Here is a 15928-nt window from a genome sequence, read left to right as displayed (position 1 = left end):
TAGCAGCAAAATTACAGATAAAACCGCAGTAGACTTATTGATAATAAATTTGATTAAAATATCCTTGATTAAAAATTTAATTTGATGGTTAAATATTATTTTTTAGTGCTTAAATTCGGCGAAGTTACAGCTAGCAAAACAAATCTAGATCGAGTTTTGTTAAATTGTTTTTTTTGATTTATCCTTAAGCTAGACGTAAAAAAAATTTTAAATTTAATTGAATAAAATTATTGATAAGCTGTGGTAAACTGCTAAAACAGGAAAATGATAATTATTTGCAATTACCTTTTGATATGTAGCTTATGCCTATCGATAATATATGGACAGCAGGCGGAATCGTTAGTTTTCCCTTGCTGGGATTTTCTCTCTTAGCAGTAGCCTTGATCGTCGAACGAATCGTGTTTTGGCTTCGATTAAAGCAAAAACAGCGCAAAGTAGTCAAGGAAGCTTTTTCCCTTTATCGTAGTGATCCTTTTGCAGCGATTAAAAAGCTCAAACAAAATGCTCACTTACCCATTGCACGGATCTTTTTAGAGGCTTTAGAATTAGAAGAACCTACCTCTGAAGAGTTTCGTTTGGCGTTAGAAAGTGCCACTCAAGCAGAGTTACCAATTTTAAGAAGATTTAGTACTATTTTTCAGACTATTATTACCGTTTCTCCTTTACTCGGTCTGCTAGGAACAATTTTAGGCTTAATTCAATCTTTTGCTTCTCTAGAAATTGGCAATGTTGCTAATAGTAACGCTACAGGTGTAACTGCGGGATTGAGTGAGGCATTAGTTTCAACAGTAATGGGATTAGTCGTAGCAATTTTCACCCTCCTATTTGCGAATGCTTTCCGAGGCTTGTATTTACGAGAGCTAGCTTTAATTCAAGAATATGGCGGGCAATTAGAACTGATGTATCGTCGTTTATACGAAAGAAGTAGAACTTATGCGCCTACCAAATGAACCTGAAGAACAGTTTGAGATTAATATCTTGCCAATGATCGATGTGATCTTTTCAATTCTGGCTTTTTTTATTATCTCAACTTTATTTTTATCGCGATCGCAAAGTTTACCAGTTAATTTACCTTCAGCACAAACCTCAGCAGCAGAAAAACCAGAACAGGTGAATATTACCATTGAAGCTGATGGTGATCTGTTTATTGACCGCCAGCCGATTGAGATGAATCAACTTAAAGATGCTTTGAGCCAAAAAATTGCACCCAATTCCGAGTCATTGGTGGTGATTAATGCCGATGAAAAAGTCGAACATGGAATAGTGGTCAAGGTAATGGATAATTTGCGACAGATACCCGGAGCGAGAATGGCGATCGCGACAGAGCAAGAGTAAATATTTCACGAGCATGACAATTACTGAAAACCAATTGCGCTCAGAGAAAACCAAGAAGCAGTTTTTGCTTGTTTTTGGTTTAATCTTGGGAGTAATAATTTTATGTCTTAGTTTGATCGCCAGTATTACTTGGGGTGCAGCAGAAATATCTTTTAAAGACAGTTATCAAGCATTTACCGCTTTTGATGGTTCTAGTAATCACCTCATTATTCGTACTATTCGTTTACCGCGATCGCTTATTGCTCTGTTAGTCGGTGCAGCTTTAGCCGTAGCAGGAGCAATCATGCAGGGATTAACTCGTAACCCTTTAGCATCGCCTAGTATTTTAGGAGTCAATGCAGGAGCAGCTTTGGCTGTAGTAGTAGGAACATTAATGCTTGGTAGTGTTTCCTTAAACTTTTATACCTGGTTTGCTTTTGCAGGTGCAGCTATTAGTGCAGTTACAGTATATTTCTTCGGTTCAATCGGTCGCTCGGGAGCTACTCCCTTTAACCTAACCATTGCTGGTGCAGCCTTTACCGCTTTTATTGCTTCGATTACGAGCGGAATTTTAATTTTGAGTCAACGTACCCTAGAAGAAATTAGATTTTGGTTAGCTGGTTCAGTAGCAGGTAGAGATTTGAATCTGTTATTGCAAGTATTACCTTATCTCTGCATTGGTTTAATCTTAGCCTTAGCCCTTAGTAAACAGATTACCATGCTTAGTTTGGGAGAAGATACCGCTAAAAGCTTAGGACAATCAATTGCTTTGACTAAAATTTTGGCAGCCATAAGTATTATTTTACTAGCAGGTTCTAGTGTCGCGATCGCAGGGCCGATTGGTTTTGTCGGTTTAATCATTCCTCATCTAGCTCGTTTCCTAGTCGGGGTCGATTATCGTTGGATTCTGCCTTATTCAGCTATGTTTGGGGCAATTATTGTTCTGATTGCAGATCTGTTTGGTCGTCTTATTATCCGTCCCGCCGAGCTACCTGTAGGCTTAGTAATGCCTTTAATTGGTGCGCCTTTTTTTATCTATTTAATTAGATGGAAGCTGAAGAAGTAGAAAGGAGCAAACAATCGCTAATGATTAATTTCCAAAAATTACCAATTTTCTTTCCAAGCGATCGCCAAGTTATTAAAGTATTGCTGATTCTTACTTCTATAACTCTTGTAGCAATGGTAATTAGTATTGGCTACGGAGAATACCCAGTTGCACCACTAGATGTAATTAAAACACTGTTAGGTTTGCCCACTGCTAAAGAAGATTATACTTTTATTGTTATGGTCTTACGCCTACCCCGAACTCTAGTTGCTTTTTTAGTTGGAGTAGGACTAGCGATCGCAGGAACGATTACTCAAGGCATTACTCGCAATCCTTTAGCTGCTCCAGATATTATTGGAGTCAATGCTGGTGCAGCTTTGGCTGCCGTTAGTCTAATTATTTTACTGCCCAATACCCCCGCAGCTTGGCTTCCTTTCGCTGCTTTTACTGGTGCATTAACAGTGGCATTCTTAATTTATCTTTTGGCTTGGCAAGAAGGCAGTTCACCCATTCGGTTAATTTTAGTTGGCATTGGCTTCGAGCTAATTGCTGGTACTTTGACCGACATCATGATTACCTTTGGACAGATTAATACCGTTTCTCAGGCTTTAGTTTGGTTAACAGGTAGCGTTTACGGACGTACTTGGTCACAAGTATGGGCTTTAATGCCCTGGATTGTCATTTTTGGTTCAGTTGCTTTATTTCTCGCCAGAGAGCTAAATATCTTAAATCTTGGTGATGAAGTGGCTCGTGGTTTAGGGAGTCAAGTTGAATGGCAACGAGGTTTATTGCTGTTAACCAGCGTCGCTTTAGCAGGTGCTTCAGTCGCAACAGCAGGTACAATTGGTTTTGTAGGGTTAATGGCACCTCATTTAGGAAGACAGCTAGTCGGAGTTTCTCATCAAGGATTGATACCTGTAGCTGCGATGATGGGGGGAATGTTGGTCGTGTGTGCCGATTTACTCGGCAGGATTATGTTTGCACCTTTGGAACTCCCCTGCGGTATTATTATTGCTGCTGTTGGTGCGCCTTATTTTGTCTATTTACTAATTCGCAATCGTTAGACATGAATCAAAATCCTTTTATTAATCATCTCGAAACCAAACAGCTTACTCTCGCTTATGAGGGTGTGTCAGTGGTACGAAATTTAGATTTAGGGATTCCCGCAAATAAAATTACAGTCTTAGTGGGTGCTAACGGTTGTGGTAAATCTACCCTATTGCGAGGATTAGCTCGACTTTTAAAACCAAAATCGGGCATAGTTTATTTGGATGGTAAGGATATTGTTCGCCTCAATAGTAAAACCGTCGCTCAAAAACTAGGAATGCTTACTCAAAGTCCGATTGCACCAGAGGGTTTAACCGTCAAAGATTTAGTAGCTATGGGTCGCTATCCCTATCAAAATTGGTTACAGCAATGGTCGAAACAAGACGAACAGAAAGTAATAGAGGCGTTAGAGATTACCGCAATGAGCAAACTAGCAGATCGTGCCTTAGATAAACTTTCAGGTGGACAACGACAAAGAGCTTGGATTGCCATGATTTTAGCTCAGGATACAGATATTTTATTACTAGACGAACCCACGACTTTTTTAGATTTATCTCACCAAGTAGAATTATTAGATCTATTACAAGAACTTCATGAAAGTAAAGGCAAAACCATTGTCATGGTACTACACGACCTCAATCTTGCTTGTCGTTATGCCGATTATTTGGTAGCAGTACAACAGGGAAAAGTATATGCGACTGGAATTCCAGAACAGGTTATGACCGAAGAGATGGTACAAGAAGTATTTGGTTTAGAATGTCGCATTGTTTGCGATCCTGTAGCCAATACACCAATGTGTATCCCAATAGGACGCAAAATTAAATTGACAAATTCTCAAGAAATTTCTTTTTAATGCTGAATTAGCGCGATCGCAGTCAATTCTTTGGATTCTTTTAAATAAATTTGCCAAGTAATTCTTTTACTTCTGAGAACACACCTAAAGCTGTCTCTAAACCAGTATTTGTTGCTTTCATACCAGTTACTAAAGTATCTTTAGCCGTATCTACACTGTCACCAGTCTTACCAACTAACTCGCTCAAAGAAGTCATTGTATTTTGTAAATCCTCTGCTTTGCTGAGTAAATCCATAAAAATACTTTCCTGACTGCTAGTAAAATCTTCGAGCATTTGATTAGATTCTTCTTGAGTCGAATTAGATTTTTCTTCTACTTTAGTTCGTAATTGTTCAGTGAAATCTTCTACTTGAGTTTTCAAATTAGAAATCATCTCGCTGATCTGAGAAACTGCTTCATCGGAAATAGTAGTTTCCATCTGTGAGGAACGTTCGTCAATCTCGTCTTGTGAGGTTTGAATTTCTTCAGAAACTTCATTTTGTAAACGATTTTCCGACTCAGAAAGTACTTCGTCTAAATCATTTTTTACTTCTTCTATTTTGCTCTTGAGAGAGTCGAAGTCTTCTCGTACAGAATTAAATACTTCCTCCATTTCTGAACCTTTAATGTCAGAATCATCTCCTAGAGCTTGAATTTGTGCTTTAGTATCTTCTGCTTCCTCACTAGCTTCTGTTTGAAGTGATTCAAGATTACTTTTTAAATCTGCTAAACTTTGAGTAAGACTCTCTGACTGAGATTGTAATCCTTCTCTGGCTGCCATAGTTCGGTCTAATAAAGCCTGAGCGCGCTCGGATAATTCGTTCCAATTGTTTTCAAACTGTTCGGCTACTTCTGCTAATTGTTCTCGTGCTTCCGCAAGATTCTGTTCTGCTTCATCAGCCCGATCCATTAAATCTTGTAGTTTTTGCGCTGTTTCTGTCGCGGTAGTTGCAAAATCGACTGCCATTGTTTATCTCCTTGTTTTTATCTTTATCTGACTGACTTAATGTAATTAATTAACCAAAACTAACGCCGACTGATTCCGCTGTTTCTTTTACTCCGTCGATACCATCTGTAATAGGTTCAATAAATCCTTCTAGTTGATCAAATAAAGGCTCAAGTAGTTGTCTAACTTCAGAAGATTCTGATTCAGAGTCGCTAATTTTCCCGACCATTTCTTCAATAGAATTAGTTACTTCTTCCACTGCACTATCAATTATTTCTTTTAGTTGTTCTTCAATCTGAGATTGCAGCATATCCATTAAGCCATCAACTCCACCCTGCATTCCCTCAAGGGTACTGCCAAGACTGCTATGAAAATTCTCACTAATGTTCTCAAATTCTGTTGTCATAGCTTCGATTTGGCTAGCGATCTCATCTTTGCTTTCTCCAATTTGACTGGTAAAGTTATCCATATTTTCAGTCATGGTTATTTTGGCAGACTCAAGCTTTTCTCGAAGAGAGTCAATTTTTTCGATGGTAGCTTCCATGGCACTAGAAAGTTTATCTTGAGAGGATTGTAGAGATTCCCTAGCCTCTCCCATAGCTGTATTAGTCTGTTCCTCTGCTGTTTCTGTCTCCCCTTTACCTTGATTCAGGCGATCGCGTAACTGGTCAATTTTGCCCTGAGTTGCTTCTACTTCTGCACCTAACTCTTCTTGAACCTGAGAAAGAAAGTTAGTTAGTTCAGAAGCACTACTTTCAAAATCTGCTACTCCCGACTCCATTTCTGATTGCTCTTTTTCTACTGCTTGACGCATTTCATCAAGAGCAGTTTGTACTTGAGCTAGAATTTCTGAAACTTGTTCTTGTTTTTCAAGAATACTTTCGGTGAGATTATTGGCTTCTTCTTCTACCTGTTGTGCTTCAGTAACTAACCCGCTAAGACGTTCGGGAAACTCAGTTACCATTTGAGATAACAATTGCAAAGATTCACCTAATTCACTCATGATTGAATACTCCTAAATAAAGATTGAAGAGAAATTAACCAAAGAAATCCAAAACAGAATTAATTGCACCAATTGTAATTTTGGCAGCAGCTAACTGTGGTAGGATTGGGCTGATTGTACCGGTAACTGATGTTCCTACGCTCATTAGAGCAATGTTTTCGATGACTTCTTGTGCCATACTATTTACTGCATCTTCTATAGCATTTTGAAAGGTTTCAGTAAGCTTTTCTTTAGCAGTATTCTCAGCATGATCTTGGCTATTGCCTAAAGTCTCTTTAAGTCTTTCTTGTAGTTGTTCGCCTAAGTGACTAGTATCTTCACCAAAAGAGTTGAACATTTCGGTGAAACCATTAGTTAGTTCTTCAAATTGAGAAGTAATTTCCGTCAGTTGATTTTCTGTAAGATCACCGCTAAATTCATCTAGAAGTGATTCCAATCCTGACTTGTGGGTTTCTCCTACCTCAGAGTTAACTTCGTCAAAATCTCCATCTGTATCAGATTGAGCGGTTTCCATTTGCTCTTGTAAGCTACTGGTATTTTCTTCAAAACTACTGAAGAATTCCTCAGTTTCACTGCGACTATTGGCTAAATTTTCTTCGAGAGTCGAAATAGTTTCTTCTAATTCGCTAAAAGCTTGACTCAACTCTTCATAAGTTCCATCTAGTTCAGACTTTTGCGAGTCAACTGCCGTTTCAAATTCCCCCTGGGATTGTTCTAAAGATTGACCAGATTCATCTAACTTTTCTTGTAGTTCGGTCAACATCTGCTGTAATGCTTCCAAGGCAGAAACTGTTTCCGTTCGACTATTTGTAAATTCTGTTTGAGTCGTTTCAAATAACTGGGTTGTTTCTTCTAAACTAGAAGCGATCGCTTCCTGTGCTTGTTCTAAGGTTTCTGTCGTTGATGCTAATTGATCTGATAAGTCTCCCATCTGCCCAGAGGCAATATCGAGAGCATTTTGCAGTTCGACTAACTTCTGACTGACTTCATCTATATTTGTTCCTAATTCAACTGTCCCAACCACAATTGAGTTCTCCTTTTTTTATTATTTCTTAGTAGTAAATGCAATAAAAATTACTTATCCTAAAACAGTTTCTATGGCTTCAAGAACTGGCTTAATCTCTTCAATCAAATCAGATACTTCTGAAACTTTATCGACAATTTTCCCTACATTTCCCTCCAATAAATCTCCTGCTTCTGAACCTGCATCACCTAATACAGAAAGAGCTTCGGTGACTGTTTCTGCTGAATCAGTTAGTTCGCCTAAAATTTCTTCAGTAAACTTACTTAAAAGACCAGACATAATCTCGCTGGCAGTTAAATCCAAATTACTTTCTAGGTTTTGTTGTTGATTAGTATTTTTTTCAGCGATCGCGGCAAAATTTTCGGAAAGAGTAGTTAATTTATTTCTTAATTCTTCTTCTAATCCAGAAAATTGTTCTATCAAAGTTCCTTTCTTATCTATAAAACTTTGAGAAGCATTATCAACAGAACTATTGAAAGTTTCTAGACTATTTTTAGCTGTTTCTTGATGATTACCCATCTCTTCTTCTGTGTCTTGAAGATTTTGGGTAAATTGCTCAAATCCAGATTTACTTGATTCTGTTTGTTCGTCAAGTTCAGCAGTTATTTCTTCTAAACGACTTTTAAATTCAGCTAAACGACTCTTAAATTCATTCATTTCTTCATCAACTTTCTCACCAACTTCAGTGATTTTGTCCTGAAAATTAGTGAAATTTTCATTAGCCGTTTCTAATTCTGTTTCTAGCTCTTGTTCGGCTTCGTCTAACTCGTCAATAATTGCTTTCCAACTTTCTTGTGCTTGTTGACCAGCACTAGTTAAAGTAGAAGCAAGATTAGTAGCAAATTCAACGATTCGCTCTACTTCTTCTAATGCTTTTTCCCCATCTAATAATAAAGTTTGCGACCTTTGTTCACACTGTTCAATGAGAACATTAATATCCTCAGCCATAAATTATTTCCGTGTTTTTATAAGGTTTAATCAAAATTTTGTTTCTCTTTATTTGATTAAACTAATTATTTAAGTGGGTCTATGTGATAAAGATCAATAATAATTTAAATTCTCAAATGCTAAAGTTAAAATAAATGTTTGTTATTAAAACAATTCTTATTAAGTAATTTTGGCTCGAATAAATTAAATAAATGCAAAACTCTAATTATAGCTGTTTCGCTACTCTAACTTTAAATAAAGCTTCCGAAAAAAAAAATTCTCTGCAATATTCTTTATCTACTAAAGAATCAAATATTATTGGTCGTTCTCCAGAATGCAAAATTGTTTTAGACCCACAAAAATATATTACTGTCTCTCGTCATCATGCAGAAATAAAACTAAGTAGTTGTGAATCAGAAATCTCTTGGGAAATTTCTGATTTAGGCACAATCAACGGTACTTTAGTTAACGATGAAAAAATTAATGATACTTATCGCTTAAAGTCAGGCGATCGCATTGTGCTGGGCTTGAAAGGACCAGAATTTATTTTTGAATGCCAAACTTTAAATGCTACGGTTTTAGTTCAGCCAACAGAAATTAAAGAAATCACATCTATAGCAATTCCTGTTTTGGACTCAGAACCTTCAAGTTTAGATAATTCTCTTCAATCACTGCTAACAGATGCTTTAAAAATTTCATCAGTTGAACAGGAAGAATTAGTCGAGTTCCTATCAACTTCTGAAAAATCACAGAGAAAAATACCAACCACAGAAATCTCAGAATCTACACTGCAAGAGGAAAGCAATTCAGTTAATTCTACGACAGAAACATCCATAGCAGTATCCTCAGAAATTCAATCAATAGAAGAAACAAAAGTAGAAGCACAATTGCATATTAATTTAGACGATTGTACTAACTTTAATCAAAAAAAGATTGTCACAGAAGCTGTTGTCAGTCATGAGAAGTCAACAGTTGCTAGTGCCTCTTCTAGTCAAACTCTATGGAATTTAATAGTTTGGAAAGATATATGCCAACTACCGAATAGTTCTCAAAATGTACAAGCTTTAGCTTTTAGTCCCGATGGACAAACTTTAGCTAGTGCAGGGGCTGATAAAATTATTAAACTTTGGAATTTAAGTAACAAGGAAGAAATACTCACTCTAACGGGACATAAATTAGCAGTTAATTCCTTAGCATTCAGCCCTGATGGACAAACTTTAGCTAGTGCAGATAAAATGATTAAACTTTGGAATTTAAGTACTAAGCAAGAAATATTCACTCTAACGGGACATAAATTAGCAGTTAATTCCTTAGCATTCAGCCCTGATGGACAAACTTTAGCTAGTGCAGATAAAATGATTAAACTTTGGAATTTAAGTACTAAGCAAGAAATAGTCAGTCTGCCTGAACAGAAATCAGCAGTTAGTGCTTTATCTTTTAGCCCTGATGGACAAACTTTAGCTAGTGCAGATAAAATGATTAAACTCTGGAATTTAAGCACTAAGCAAGAAATAGTTGCGATCTTGGTGCAGCCAAGGCACGAAGAGATCGCAACTTCAACTACGGAATTGATATCCATAGCAATTAGTGCTGACGGGCAGACACTAGCTATTAGTAGCAAGAATGAAGCAATTAAACTATGTAAACTCTAAATTATCGTACCAGCTTGGTAAAGCTTATTAATATTACATATTATGCTAATTAACCTGACCAAACCATTTTTCATAAAGTTCTTCATAAGTACCATTTTCTTGAAGTTTTAGTAAAGCCTGGTTTATTTGTTCTCTATAAAGACTGTCTTGCTTGAGAGCAATGCCATAGCTTTGTTTAGCAAAAACTGAACCTACCACTTGAACTTTTCCGACTCCTTGTTGAGAAGCATAATGCTTTAATACTGGAGCGTCGTAAACAACTGCATCTACTTGATGTTCTTCGAGGGACTTAAAAACATCTTCTACTTGCTCGAACTCTGTGATATTGATAGGAAGATTAGCCAGATATTGAGAGGCAGTACTTCCTTTCACTGTAGCTACTCGTTTTCCGTTAAGACTTTCAATACCTTGTATTGAGTTTTCAAGCTTTTGAACAGTAAGAGCAGAACTTATAGAGGCAGTAAAATAAGAAATCAGTAAAACGCCACTAAACATCCAAACTACGGCAATCATACGACCTGGTATTCCTTTGGGCGTTTTGTCTCCATATCCTACAGTGACAACAGTCACTACTGACCACCAACAAGCTTCTCCAATTCCAGAAAGATATTCTTTGGGAAACATTTCTGGGTTATGTTTACGTTCAAAAAACCAAAGTAAATGAGCAGAAATTAGGATAACTACTAGCAGGACACCTATTGTATTTAAAAAAATAGGTGAAAAAATTATCCCGAGAAAGCTAGGTACTGCCAAAGAATTAGAACGAAGAGGAACCATAATTTGCAGTCCTGATTCAAAGAAAGGATGCGAAAAATCTACGGTTTTTTCCCGTTCGGCAGTAATTGTAATTCCCGCGATCGCTACATCGGTACTACTAGAACTTACTGAATTTAATAAATCGGTGACAGTTTCCTCTCCATAAAGTTCGTATTCAATATTTAATTGATTAGCAATAGCATTCCACAAATCGATGCTGAAACCAATATATTGACCATTTTGAATAAAAGCAAAAGGAGCAAATGGTTTAGTGCCTACTCGCAAAGATTTAGGTAATTCTTTGGACTGGGCAGGATTAACCCAAACAATTAGTAATAGCCCAAGTAAAAAAGCTTGCTGCCAAACCTTTTTATACAAAATAAACTTAATCATAATGTAGAGTAAAAATATATCAAGCAATAGTATATTTTGTGAGAATTATTTCAGTTTTTTTGAGCTTTTAGCAAATACTCATTAAATCTACGTATTTTAATTATTAAATGAACTTTTTTTATAGTAAAAATACTTAATTTTTAAATTAATTATTTTTTTTACAAGCAAATCAATAAAAATTATCAAATAATTATAAAAAAAATATTTGACAAGATTATAAATCACAAGAGCTTTTTTTGAAAAGTGATATTTTTGGAAAAATAACTGATTATTTCATATCTAAATTTAAATTTATTTTTCTAGTTGTAAATCATGCAGGGACAAATACTTAGTTCACGCTATCAAATTATCGAACCTCTAGGGCAAGGAGGATTTGGTAAAACTTATTTAGCAGAAGATACGCAACTACCCGGATATCCTCAGTGTGTTGTCAAACAATTTAATCCTAGTTTTAACGATCCTAAATTTTTAGATACAGCAAGACGCTTATTTAAAACTGAGGCTGAAACTTTACAGAAGTTAGGCAATCATCCTCAAATTCCCCAACTACTTGCTCATTTTGAACAGGAACAGGAATTTTATTTAGTACAACAATTTATTGATGGTCATACTTTATCTCAAGAACTTGTTTCTGGTAAATGTTGGTCACAAACTAAGGTAATAGAATTCTTACAAGATTGTTTAAATATTCTTGATTTCGTCCATAGTAATGGTGTAATTCATCGAGATGTCAAGCCAGATAATATTATTCGTCGTCGGCAAGATAATAAAGTAGTATTGGTAGATTTTGGAACTGTTAAAGAAGTTGTTCTTGCTCAAACTCAATTAGTTAATTCTACAGTAGCAGTAGGAACTCGTGGCTATATGCCTACAGAGCAAGCAAGGGGAAAACCAAGAATTACCAGTGATATATATGCCTTGGGTATAATTGCTATTCAAGCTTTAATTGGAGTTCATCCTGTAGAATTTCAGGAAGATGAAAATGGTGAATTTGTTTGGCAATCTCAAGCAAATGTAAATCCACAATTGGCAGCAGTGATTGCTAAGATGGTACGCTACCATTTCAAAGATCGTTATCAATCTGCTAAAGAAGTTTTAGAAGAGTTAGTAAATATTCAAGTCACTCAAATATCAAGAAGTTCAAAAGTAGAATATACACCTACAAATATTCTTAATTTAGATGAACAAAACACAGCAGCCAAAATTGCTCCAGGAACTGAAATTGTTACACAAGAAAAAGAAGTGTTAGAAACTAATAATCCTTTGGAAAAACAATCTGTTATCAACAATTATGAAGAAAAAAATGTTTCTCAAACTTCACCAAGCAAGATTAATTCTAGTTATGTAGCAAAGACAAAACAGACACAAGAAACATCCACATCTATAAAAAATACTTCTCAAAATAATTTGACTGTAAAACTTAAAGCTTTCTTTCAATCTGAAACTGGGAAAGTTGTAAGTGTTGGTCTATTAATAGGTGCGATTGCAACAGGAGGAATGTATTTGTTCAACGATAAAGCTGCAAAAGCTCAAGAACAAAAACGTCAAGGCGCGATCGCTACTCTTGAAGAACTTAAAAACAAAAAAAGTTATGAGGAATGTTATCAACAGACTGATTCTGATGAGATCAAACAAGCTGGTATTTCAGAAGAAGAAAGATTAAAAATCAAAGGAGAATGTGGTCTTAGTTGGGCGCAAGAAAAAGCATCCTATAATGAATTTGCTGAAGCTTTTGACATAGCATCTGAAATTGATGACAAAATTCCTAACTACAACAAAGTACAGGAATATAAAGAGCAGTGGGCAGAAGCAATTCTGAAACAAGCCACAGAAATTTATCAAAAAGAAGGAAACTTAGAAAAAGCGATCGCCACAATTGCTCAAATTAAATCAGGTAGTTCTGTAAAAGGAAAATCTTTAGATTTAAAACAACAGTGGGAAGAAGATTATCAAAAGAATGCTCGACTGTTTGAAGCAAGTGAAGCTGCTATTAGTCAAGGCTTTTGGGACAGTGCTAATAGTAAAGCTCAAGAAATTATTAATAATGCCAAACAATCTCATTCTTTTTATTGGGAACAACAAGGACTTGGGTTAAAAAAACAGGCAGAAACAGAATTAAAGAAACTTTCTGAACCTAATCCTCCAAAAAATCCCGATCTACCTAAACCTGCTAATTCTAATTCTGTTCCTGTTGCAGATCCTCCCATACCAATTAAAAGCGATCCAAAGCCTGAGAAACCTAAACAACCCACTAATCCCGTTATTGTTGAACCGCCACCACCAATAGATCTTTGTGACGGTAACAATGCCCTAATTACAGGTGATAGTTGCCCCTAGTAGGAATAATTCATGCCACCAAAGGTGTAACGAAGTGATTATTCCTACGTAAGTATAACCCCTGCTATTACCTGTTACCTTTTTTGCTTTGTCTACTAATTTCTATTAATAGAAGGTTTTACAACTATGAAAAATCAATTAGTTCAAATGCTTATCTTAATATCTGCTACTACTCTTAATCTTGTTGCTGGAACAAAACTTACTTTGGCTGAAAATCCAGTTCAGTATTCCTGTATTAACTATCAAGGAAATCCAATGACAATTGCCGATACCCCTAGAGGTAAAATTCCTCTAATTAGTTGGAAGAGTACCTTTTTTACCAACGGTGGTTATACTCCTGAACAACGTTGTCAAGCCGTGACTGCCCGTTTTCAGCAACACGCTGATGCGGGAAGTTTGAGATATGTAGACAGTGGCACTATCAATAAGCAACCAGTAATTTGTGTAGTAGAACGAACTAATTCTCCTACCAAGCCCTACAAATGCAAGCAAGACGGTTTACTACTTACCTTAGAACCTAAAGATAATCCTAAAGAAGTACTCAAAACTCTTTTTGATGTTTCTAGCAGAGTGAGTAACGGAGCAATTACGAGAGGTGGTGTAATTAATATCGAAGACTTTTTACAGAACGCTCCAACAATGAAAGAATCTGATTCTTTGCCTTCTTCTGGAAATTTTGAGGATTTTGACGGATTATTGTTCAATAATCAGCAACAATAAAAAACATCGGAAGTATAAATTAGGACATAACATTTAATTGTATGGGCGAACAATTGTTCGCTCCTAAGTTTTTGTCTGTTCCTAATCAAAAATTACTCTATTTGGTTTAGAAGTTATAATTAGCACTAAAATAAAAGCCATTATCTTGCAGACTATCTTCGCGATCGCTTAAGTCAAACAAAGGTGGGGCATAATCAAATCTGAGATTTAGTCCTGGTATGGGTTGCACTAAAAATCCTAAACCTAAAGCAGCAATAAAATTCTGCTCTGGTATGATATTAGGATTATCATCTACATTCCAAACCGAACCCATATCAAAAAAGGGTGCCAGGATGAATGCTGGTTCTCCAGCTTGATTTTTGGCTAACGTGATTCTGTCTTCAATAGAAAAACGAAACCCACTGTCACCAGAACGAGCATTTTGACGATAACCCCTTACTGATTGACCTCCGCCAATAACAAATTGTTCTGAAGGTAGTAAGCTATTAGGTGTTAATTGTAAGTCAGCTTGAATAATTAAAAAATTGTCATCATTAAGAACTTGTACCCTTTGAGCCTGAGCTAACCAACTAAAAAACTGACCATCAGGAAGAGAATCAGAATTATCGGTAGCATTAAAAATATCTAGACCACAACGAAACTTAGAACCAAAAGCCCACGCTCCAGAAACATCTCGCTGAGTATATTCCTGCCCTAATTGTAAGACGCTGGTGCGACTAATCCCATCTTCATCTGGGCCAAAACCAAAGGGAGTAGGACCTTGAAACGTAAAAGTTTGTCCATCTTGATAGGCAAAGCCTAAAGATAAAGCAAATTCTTTTCGCGGAGTTAAAACTAAAGGCTGTCGAAAAGAAAGTTCATATAGTTCAGTTTCTCCCTCAATTTCTAGTTCTTCAAACTGTCCGCTAATTACTTTATTGCGATTTATAGCTGTTCTCAGTTGTAAAGTACCATCCATAGAATTGAGAGGGATTCCATAACCAAACTCTAAGTTATAAGTACCACCTATAGCCTCAAAACTAGGATTGTAATTAGTAGAAAATGTATCCCCAAATCCCAAAATATTGCGATAGGCTAAATTGTAACTTAAGTTTTCAGAACCAATACTCGGAGGAGTATAGTTATCTACACCCATACTATTGACAAAAGGTTTGGCTTCAGTGACGTTGACAATTAGTTGATTTTGACCCTTTTGACTACCTGTTCTCAAACTAGCTTGCACTTTTTCTAGTAAAGGATCTGCTTTCAGGAGACGCAGTTGTTCTTCTAGTTTACTTACCTTAAAAGGTTTACTCACACTTCGTTCTAAACGAGAACGGACATATTGTTCTAATCTTGGTGAATTTTCTATGGTAATTTTTTCAATACTTCCCTCAATAATGCCAATCTTGGCAACGCCATTAGTCATTCCTTGAAAAAAAGCTCTAGAAGTTATATATCCTTCGCCTATATACCATTGGTTAATTTTTTCTTCTGCTTCAGTTAACTTGTCTTGAGTTACAGAACATCCTTCCAGAGACTTAATAATTGGCTCTAATTTCTCTTTACTGATCAAAGGTTGGTATGGTTCACCTTTAGCATCAATAAATTCAATTTTACGAATGAAAATTGTTGAGTGCGATCGCTCAATTTTTGGACAGTTAGAAGAAGACTTGGCAACAACTGAATTACTATCTGTAGAAGTTGTAGCACTACTTTCATCAGCATGAACTGAAGAAATATTACTCAAAAGAGCAGTATAGATTACTAGTAGAAGATTGCAACTTACAATTAAACCTCTTAAGTATCCCATTATTTTGTATATCTCCCAAAAATATTTTGACTTTAATTGTTCAATTCACTCAACACCTGAGTTCGATTACGAGTTCGTTAGGAATCGGGGGTTAGGAGGCAAAAGGCAGAAGGTTTTGAAGTTTTAAGTCATTAGTTATT

14 protein-coding genes are annotated in these 15928 nt (G+C 36.1%); 8 read left to right on the top strand and 6 right to left on the bottom strand.

The genetic code is table 11. The features are described 5' to 3' along the window. The first annotated feature begins 302 nt into the window (after window positions 1–302). The 5 genes from STA7437_RS13025 to STA7437_RS13005 are packed head-to-tail and all read left to right on the top strand — an operon-like array spanning window position 303 to window position 4259. A complete protein-coding gene (locus tag STA7437_RS13025; RefSeq protein ID WP_015193856.1) occupies window positions 303–950 on the top strand; it encodes a MotA/TolQ/ExbB proton channel family protein in 648 nt (215 codons plus the stop codon). Further along, window positions 934–1335, top strand: coding sequence for an ExbD/TolR family protein (locus tag STA7437_RS13020; RefSeq protein WP_015193855.1), 402 nt, complete (start codon window positions 934–936; stop codon window positions 1333–1335). The genes STA7437_RS13025 and STA7437_RS13020 overlap by 17 nt, the downstream gene beginning before the upstream one ends. Before the next feature lie 13 nt (window positions 1336–1348). Next, window positions 1349–2380: a FecCD family ABC transporter permease gene (locus tag STA7437_RS13015; RefSeq protein WP_015193854.1), complete on the top strand. Its 1032-nt coding sequence runs from the start codon at window positions 1349–1351 to the stop codon at window positions 2378–2380. 20 nt (window positions 2381–2400) lie between these two features. Continuing rightward, window positions 2401–3423, top strand: coding sequence for a FecCD family ABC transporter permease (locus STA7437_RS13010; protein WP_041620005.1), 1023 nt, complete (start codon window positions 2401–2403; stop codon window positions 3421–3423). 2 nt (window positions 3424–3425) lie between these two features. Then, window positions 3426–4259, top strand: a complete 834-nt coding sequence (locus STA7437_RS13005; RefSeq protein WP_015193852.1) for an ABC transporter ATP-binding protein — start codon at window positions 3426–3428, stop codon at window positions 4257–4259. Window positions 4260–4299: 40 nt separating this feature from the next. Here the strand turns inward: STA7437_RS13005 and STA7437_RS13000 are convergent, their stop codons facing one another. From STA7437_RS13000 to STA7437_RS12985, 4 genes are read right to left on the bottom strand one after another with little or no spacing between them, the layout of a single operon-like run. After that, the gene (locus STA7437_RS13000) at window positions 4300–5205 is read right to left on the bottom strand and encodes a coiled-coil domain-containing protein (protein ID WP_015193851.1); all 906 of its coding nucleotides are present in this window, start codon (window positions 5203–5205) and stop codon (window positions 4300–4302) included. A gap of 49 nt (window positions 5206–5254) precedes the next feature. Further along, a complete protein-coding gene (locus STA7437_RS12995) occupies window positions 5255–6187 on the bottom strand; it encodes a hypothetical protein (RefSeq protein ID WP_015193850.1) in 933 nt (310 codons plus the stop codon). Between the two features lie 34 nt (window positions 6188–6221). Next, the gene (locus STA7437_RS12990; protein WP_015193849.1) at window positions 6222–7211 is read right to left on the bottom strand and encodes a GumC domain-containing protein; all 990 of its coding nucleotides are present in this window, start codon (window positions 7209–7211) and stop codon (window positions 6222–6224) included. A gap of 54 nt (window positions 7212–7265) precedes the next feature. Further along, a complete protein-coding gene (locus STA7437_RS12985; RefSeq protein WP_015193848.1) occupies window positions 7266–8159 on the bottom strand; it encodes a hypothetical protein in 894 nt (297 codons plus the stop codon). Window positions 8160–8350: 191 nt separating this feature from the next. Here STA7437_RS12985 and STA7437_RS24920 point away from each other — a divergent pair, with 191 nt between their 5' ends. Beyond that, window positions 8351–9790, top strand: coding sequence for a WD40 domain-containing protein (locus tag STA7437_RS24920; RefSeq protein ID WP_015193847.1), 1440 nt, complete (start codon window positions 8351–8353; stop codon window positions 9788–9790). Between the two features lie 45 nt (window positions 9791–9835). On the opposite strand, the gene STA7437_RS12975 is transcribed toward STA7437_RS24920, so the two are convergent. Next, entirely contained in the window at window positions 9836–10939 is a 1104-nt protein-coding gene (locus STA7437_RS12975) for a transporter substrate-binding domain-containing protein (protein WP_015193846.1), read from the bottom strand. A gap of 312 nt (window positions 10940–11251) precedes the next feature. Between STA7437_RS12975 and STA7437_RS24915 the strand changes: the two genes are divergently transcribed. Together STA7437_RS24915 and STA7437_RS12965 are read left to right on the top strand one after the other, a co-directional pair. Beyond that, a complete protein-coding gene (locus STA7437_RS24915) occupies window positions 11252–13276 on the top strand; it encodes a serine/threonine-protein kinase (protein ID WP_015193845.1) in 2025 nt (674 codons plus the stop codon). A gap of 126 nt (window positions 13277–13402) precedes the next feature. Continuing rightward, window positions 13403–13996: a COP23 domain-containing protein gene (locus tag STA7437_RS12965; protein ID WP_015193844.1), complete on the top strand. Its 594-nt coding sequence runs from the start codon at window positions 13403–13405 to the stop codon at window positions 13994–13996. 106 nt (window positions 13997–14102) lie between these two features. Here STA7437_RS12965 and STA7437_RS12960 read toward each other — a convergent pair whose 3' ends face one another. After that, complete coding sequence (locus STA7437_RS12960) at window positions 14103–15788, bottom strand: ShlB/FhaC/HecB family hemolysin secretion/activation protein (protein ID WP_015193843.1); 1686 nt, start codon at window positions 15786–15788, stop codon at window positions 14103–14105. Between the last annotated feature and the right edge of the window lie 140 nt (window positions 15789–15928).

The organism is Stanieria cyanosphaera PCC 7437, assembly GCF_000317575.1.
Lineage (GTDB): Bacteria > Cyanobacteriota > Cyanobacteriia > Cyanobacteriales > Xenococcaceae > Stanieria > Stanieria cyanosphaera.
Note: the sequence above shows the minus strand (reverse complement) of the source record. Positions and strands in the feature narration are given on the sequence as shown.

Coding starts and splice junctions, on each gene's coding strand:
- STA7437_RS12975 (WP_015193846.1), bottom strand. CDS start 10,939: ATGATTAAGTTTATTTTGTATAAAAAGGTTTGGCAGCAAGCTTTTTTA.
- STA7437_RS12995 (WP_015193850.1), bottom strand. CDS start 6,187: ATGAGTGAATTAGGTGAATCTTTGCAATTGTTATCTCAAATGGTAACT.
- STA7437_RS24915 (WP_015193845.1), top strand. CDS start 11,252: ATGCAGGGACAAATACTTAGTTCACGCTATCAAATTATCGAACCTCTA.
- STA7437_RS13015 (WP_015193854.1), top strand. CDS start 1,349: ATGACAATTACTGAAAACCAATTGCGCTCAGAGAAAACCAAGAAGCAG.
- STA7437_RS12985 (WP_015193848.1), bottom strand. CDS start 8,159: ATGGCTGAGGATATTAATGTTCTCATTGAACAGTGTGAACAAAGGTCG.
- STA7437_RS13005 (WP_015193852.1), top strand. CDS start 3,426: ATGAATCAAAATCCTTTTATTAATCATCTCGAAACCAAACAGCTTACT.
- STA7437_RS12965 (WP_015193844.1), top strand. CDS start 13,403: ATGAAAAATCAATTAGTTCAAATGCTTATCTTAATATCTGCTACTACT.
- STA7437_RS24920 (WP_015193847.1), top strand. CDS start 8,351: ATGCAAAACTCTAATTATAGCTGTTTCGCTACTCTAACTTTAAATAAA.
- STA7437_RS12960 (WP_015193843.1), bottom strand. CDS start 15,788: ATGGGATACTTAAGAGGTTTAATTGTAAGTTGCAATCTTCTACTAGTA.
- STA7437_RS13020 (WP_015193855.1), top strand. CDS start 934: ATGCGCCTACCAAATGAACCTGAAGAACAGTTTGAGATTAATATCTTG.
- STA7437_RS13025 (WP_015193856.1), top strand. CDS start 303: ATGCCTATCGATAATATATGGACAGCAGGCGGAATCGTTAGTTTTCCC.
- STA7437_RS13000 (WP_015193851.1), bottom strand. CDS start 5,205: ATGGCAGTCGATTTTGCAACTACCGCGACAGAAACAGCGCAAAAACTA.
- STA7437_RS13010 (WP_041620005.1), top strand. CDS start 2,401: ATGATTAATTTCCAAAAATTACCAATTTTCTTTCCAAGCGATCGCCAA.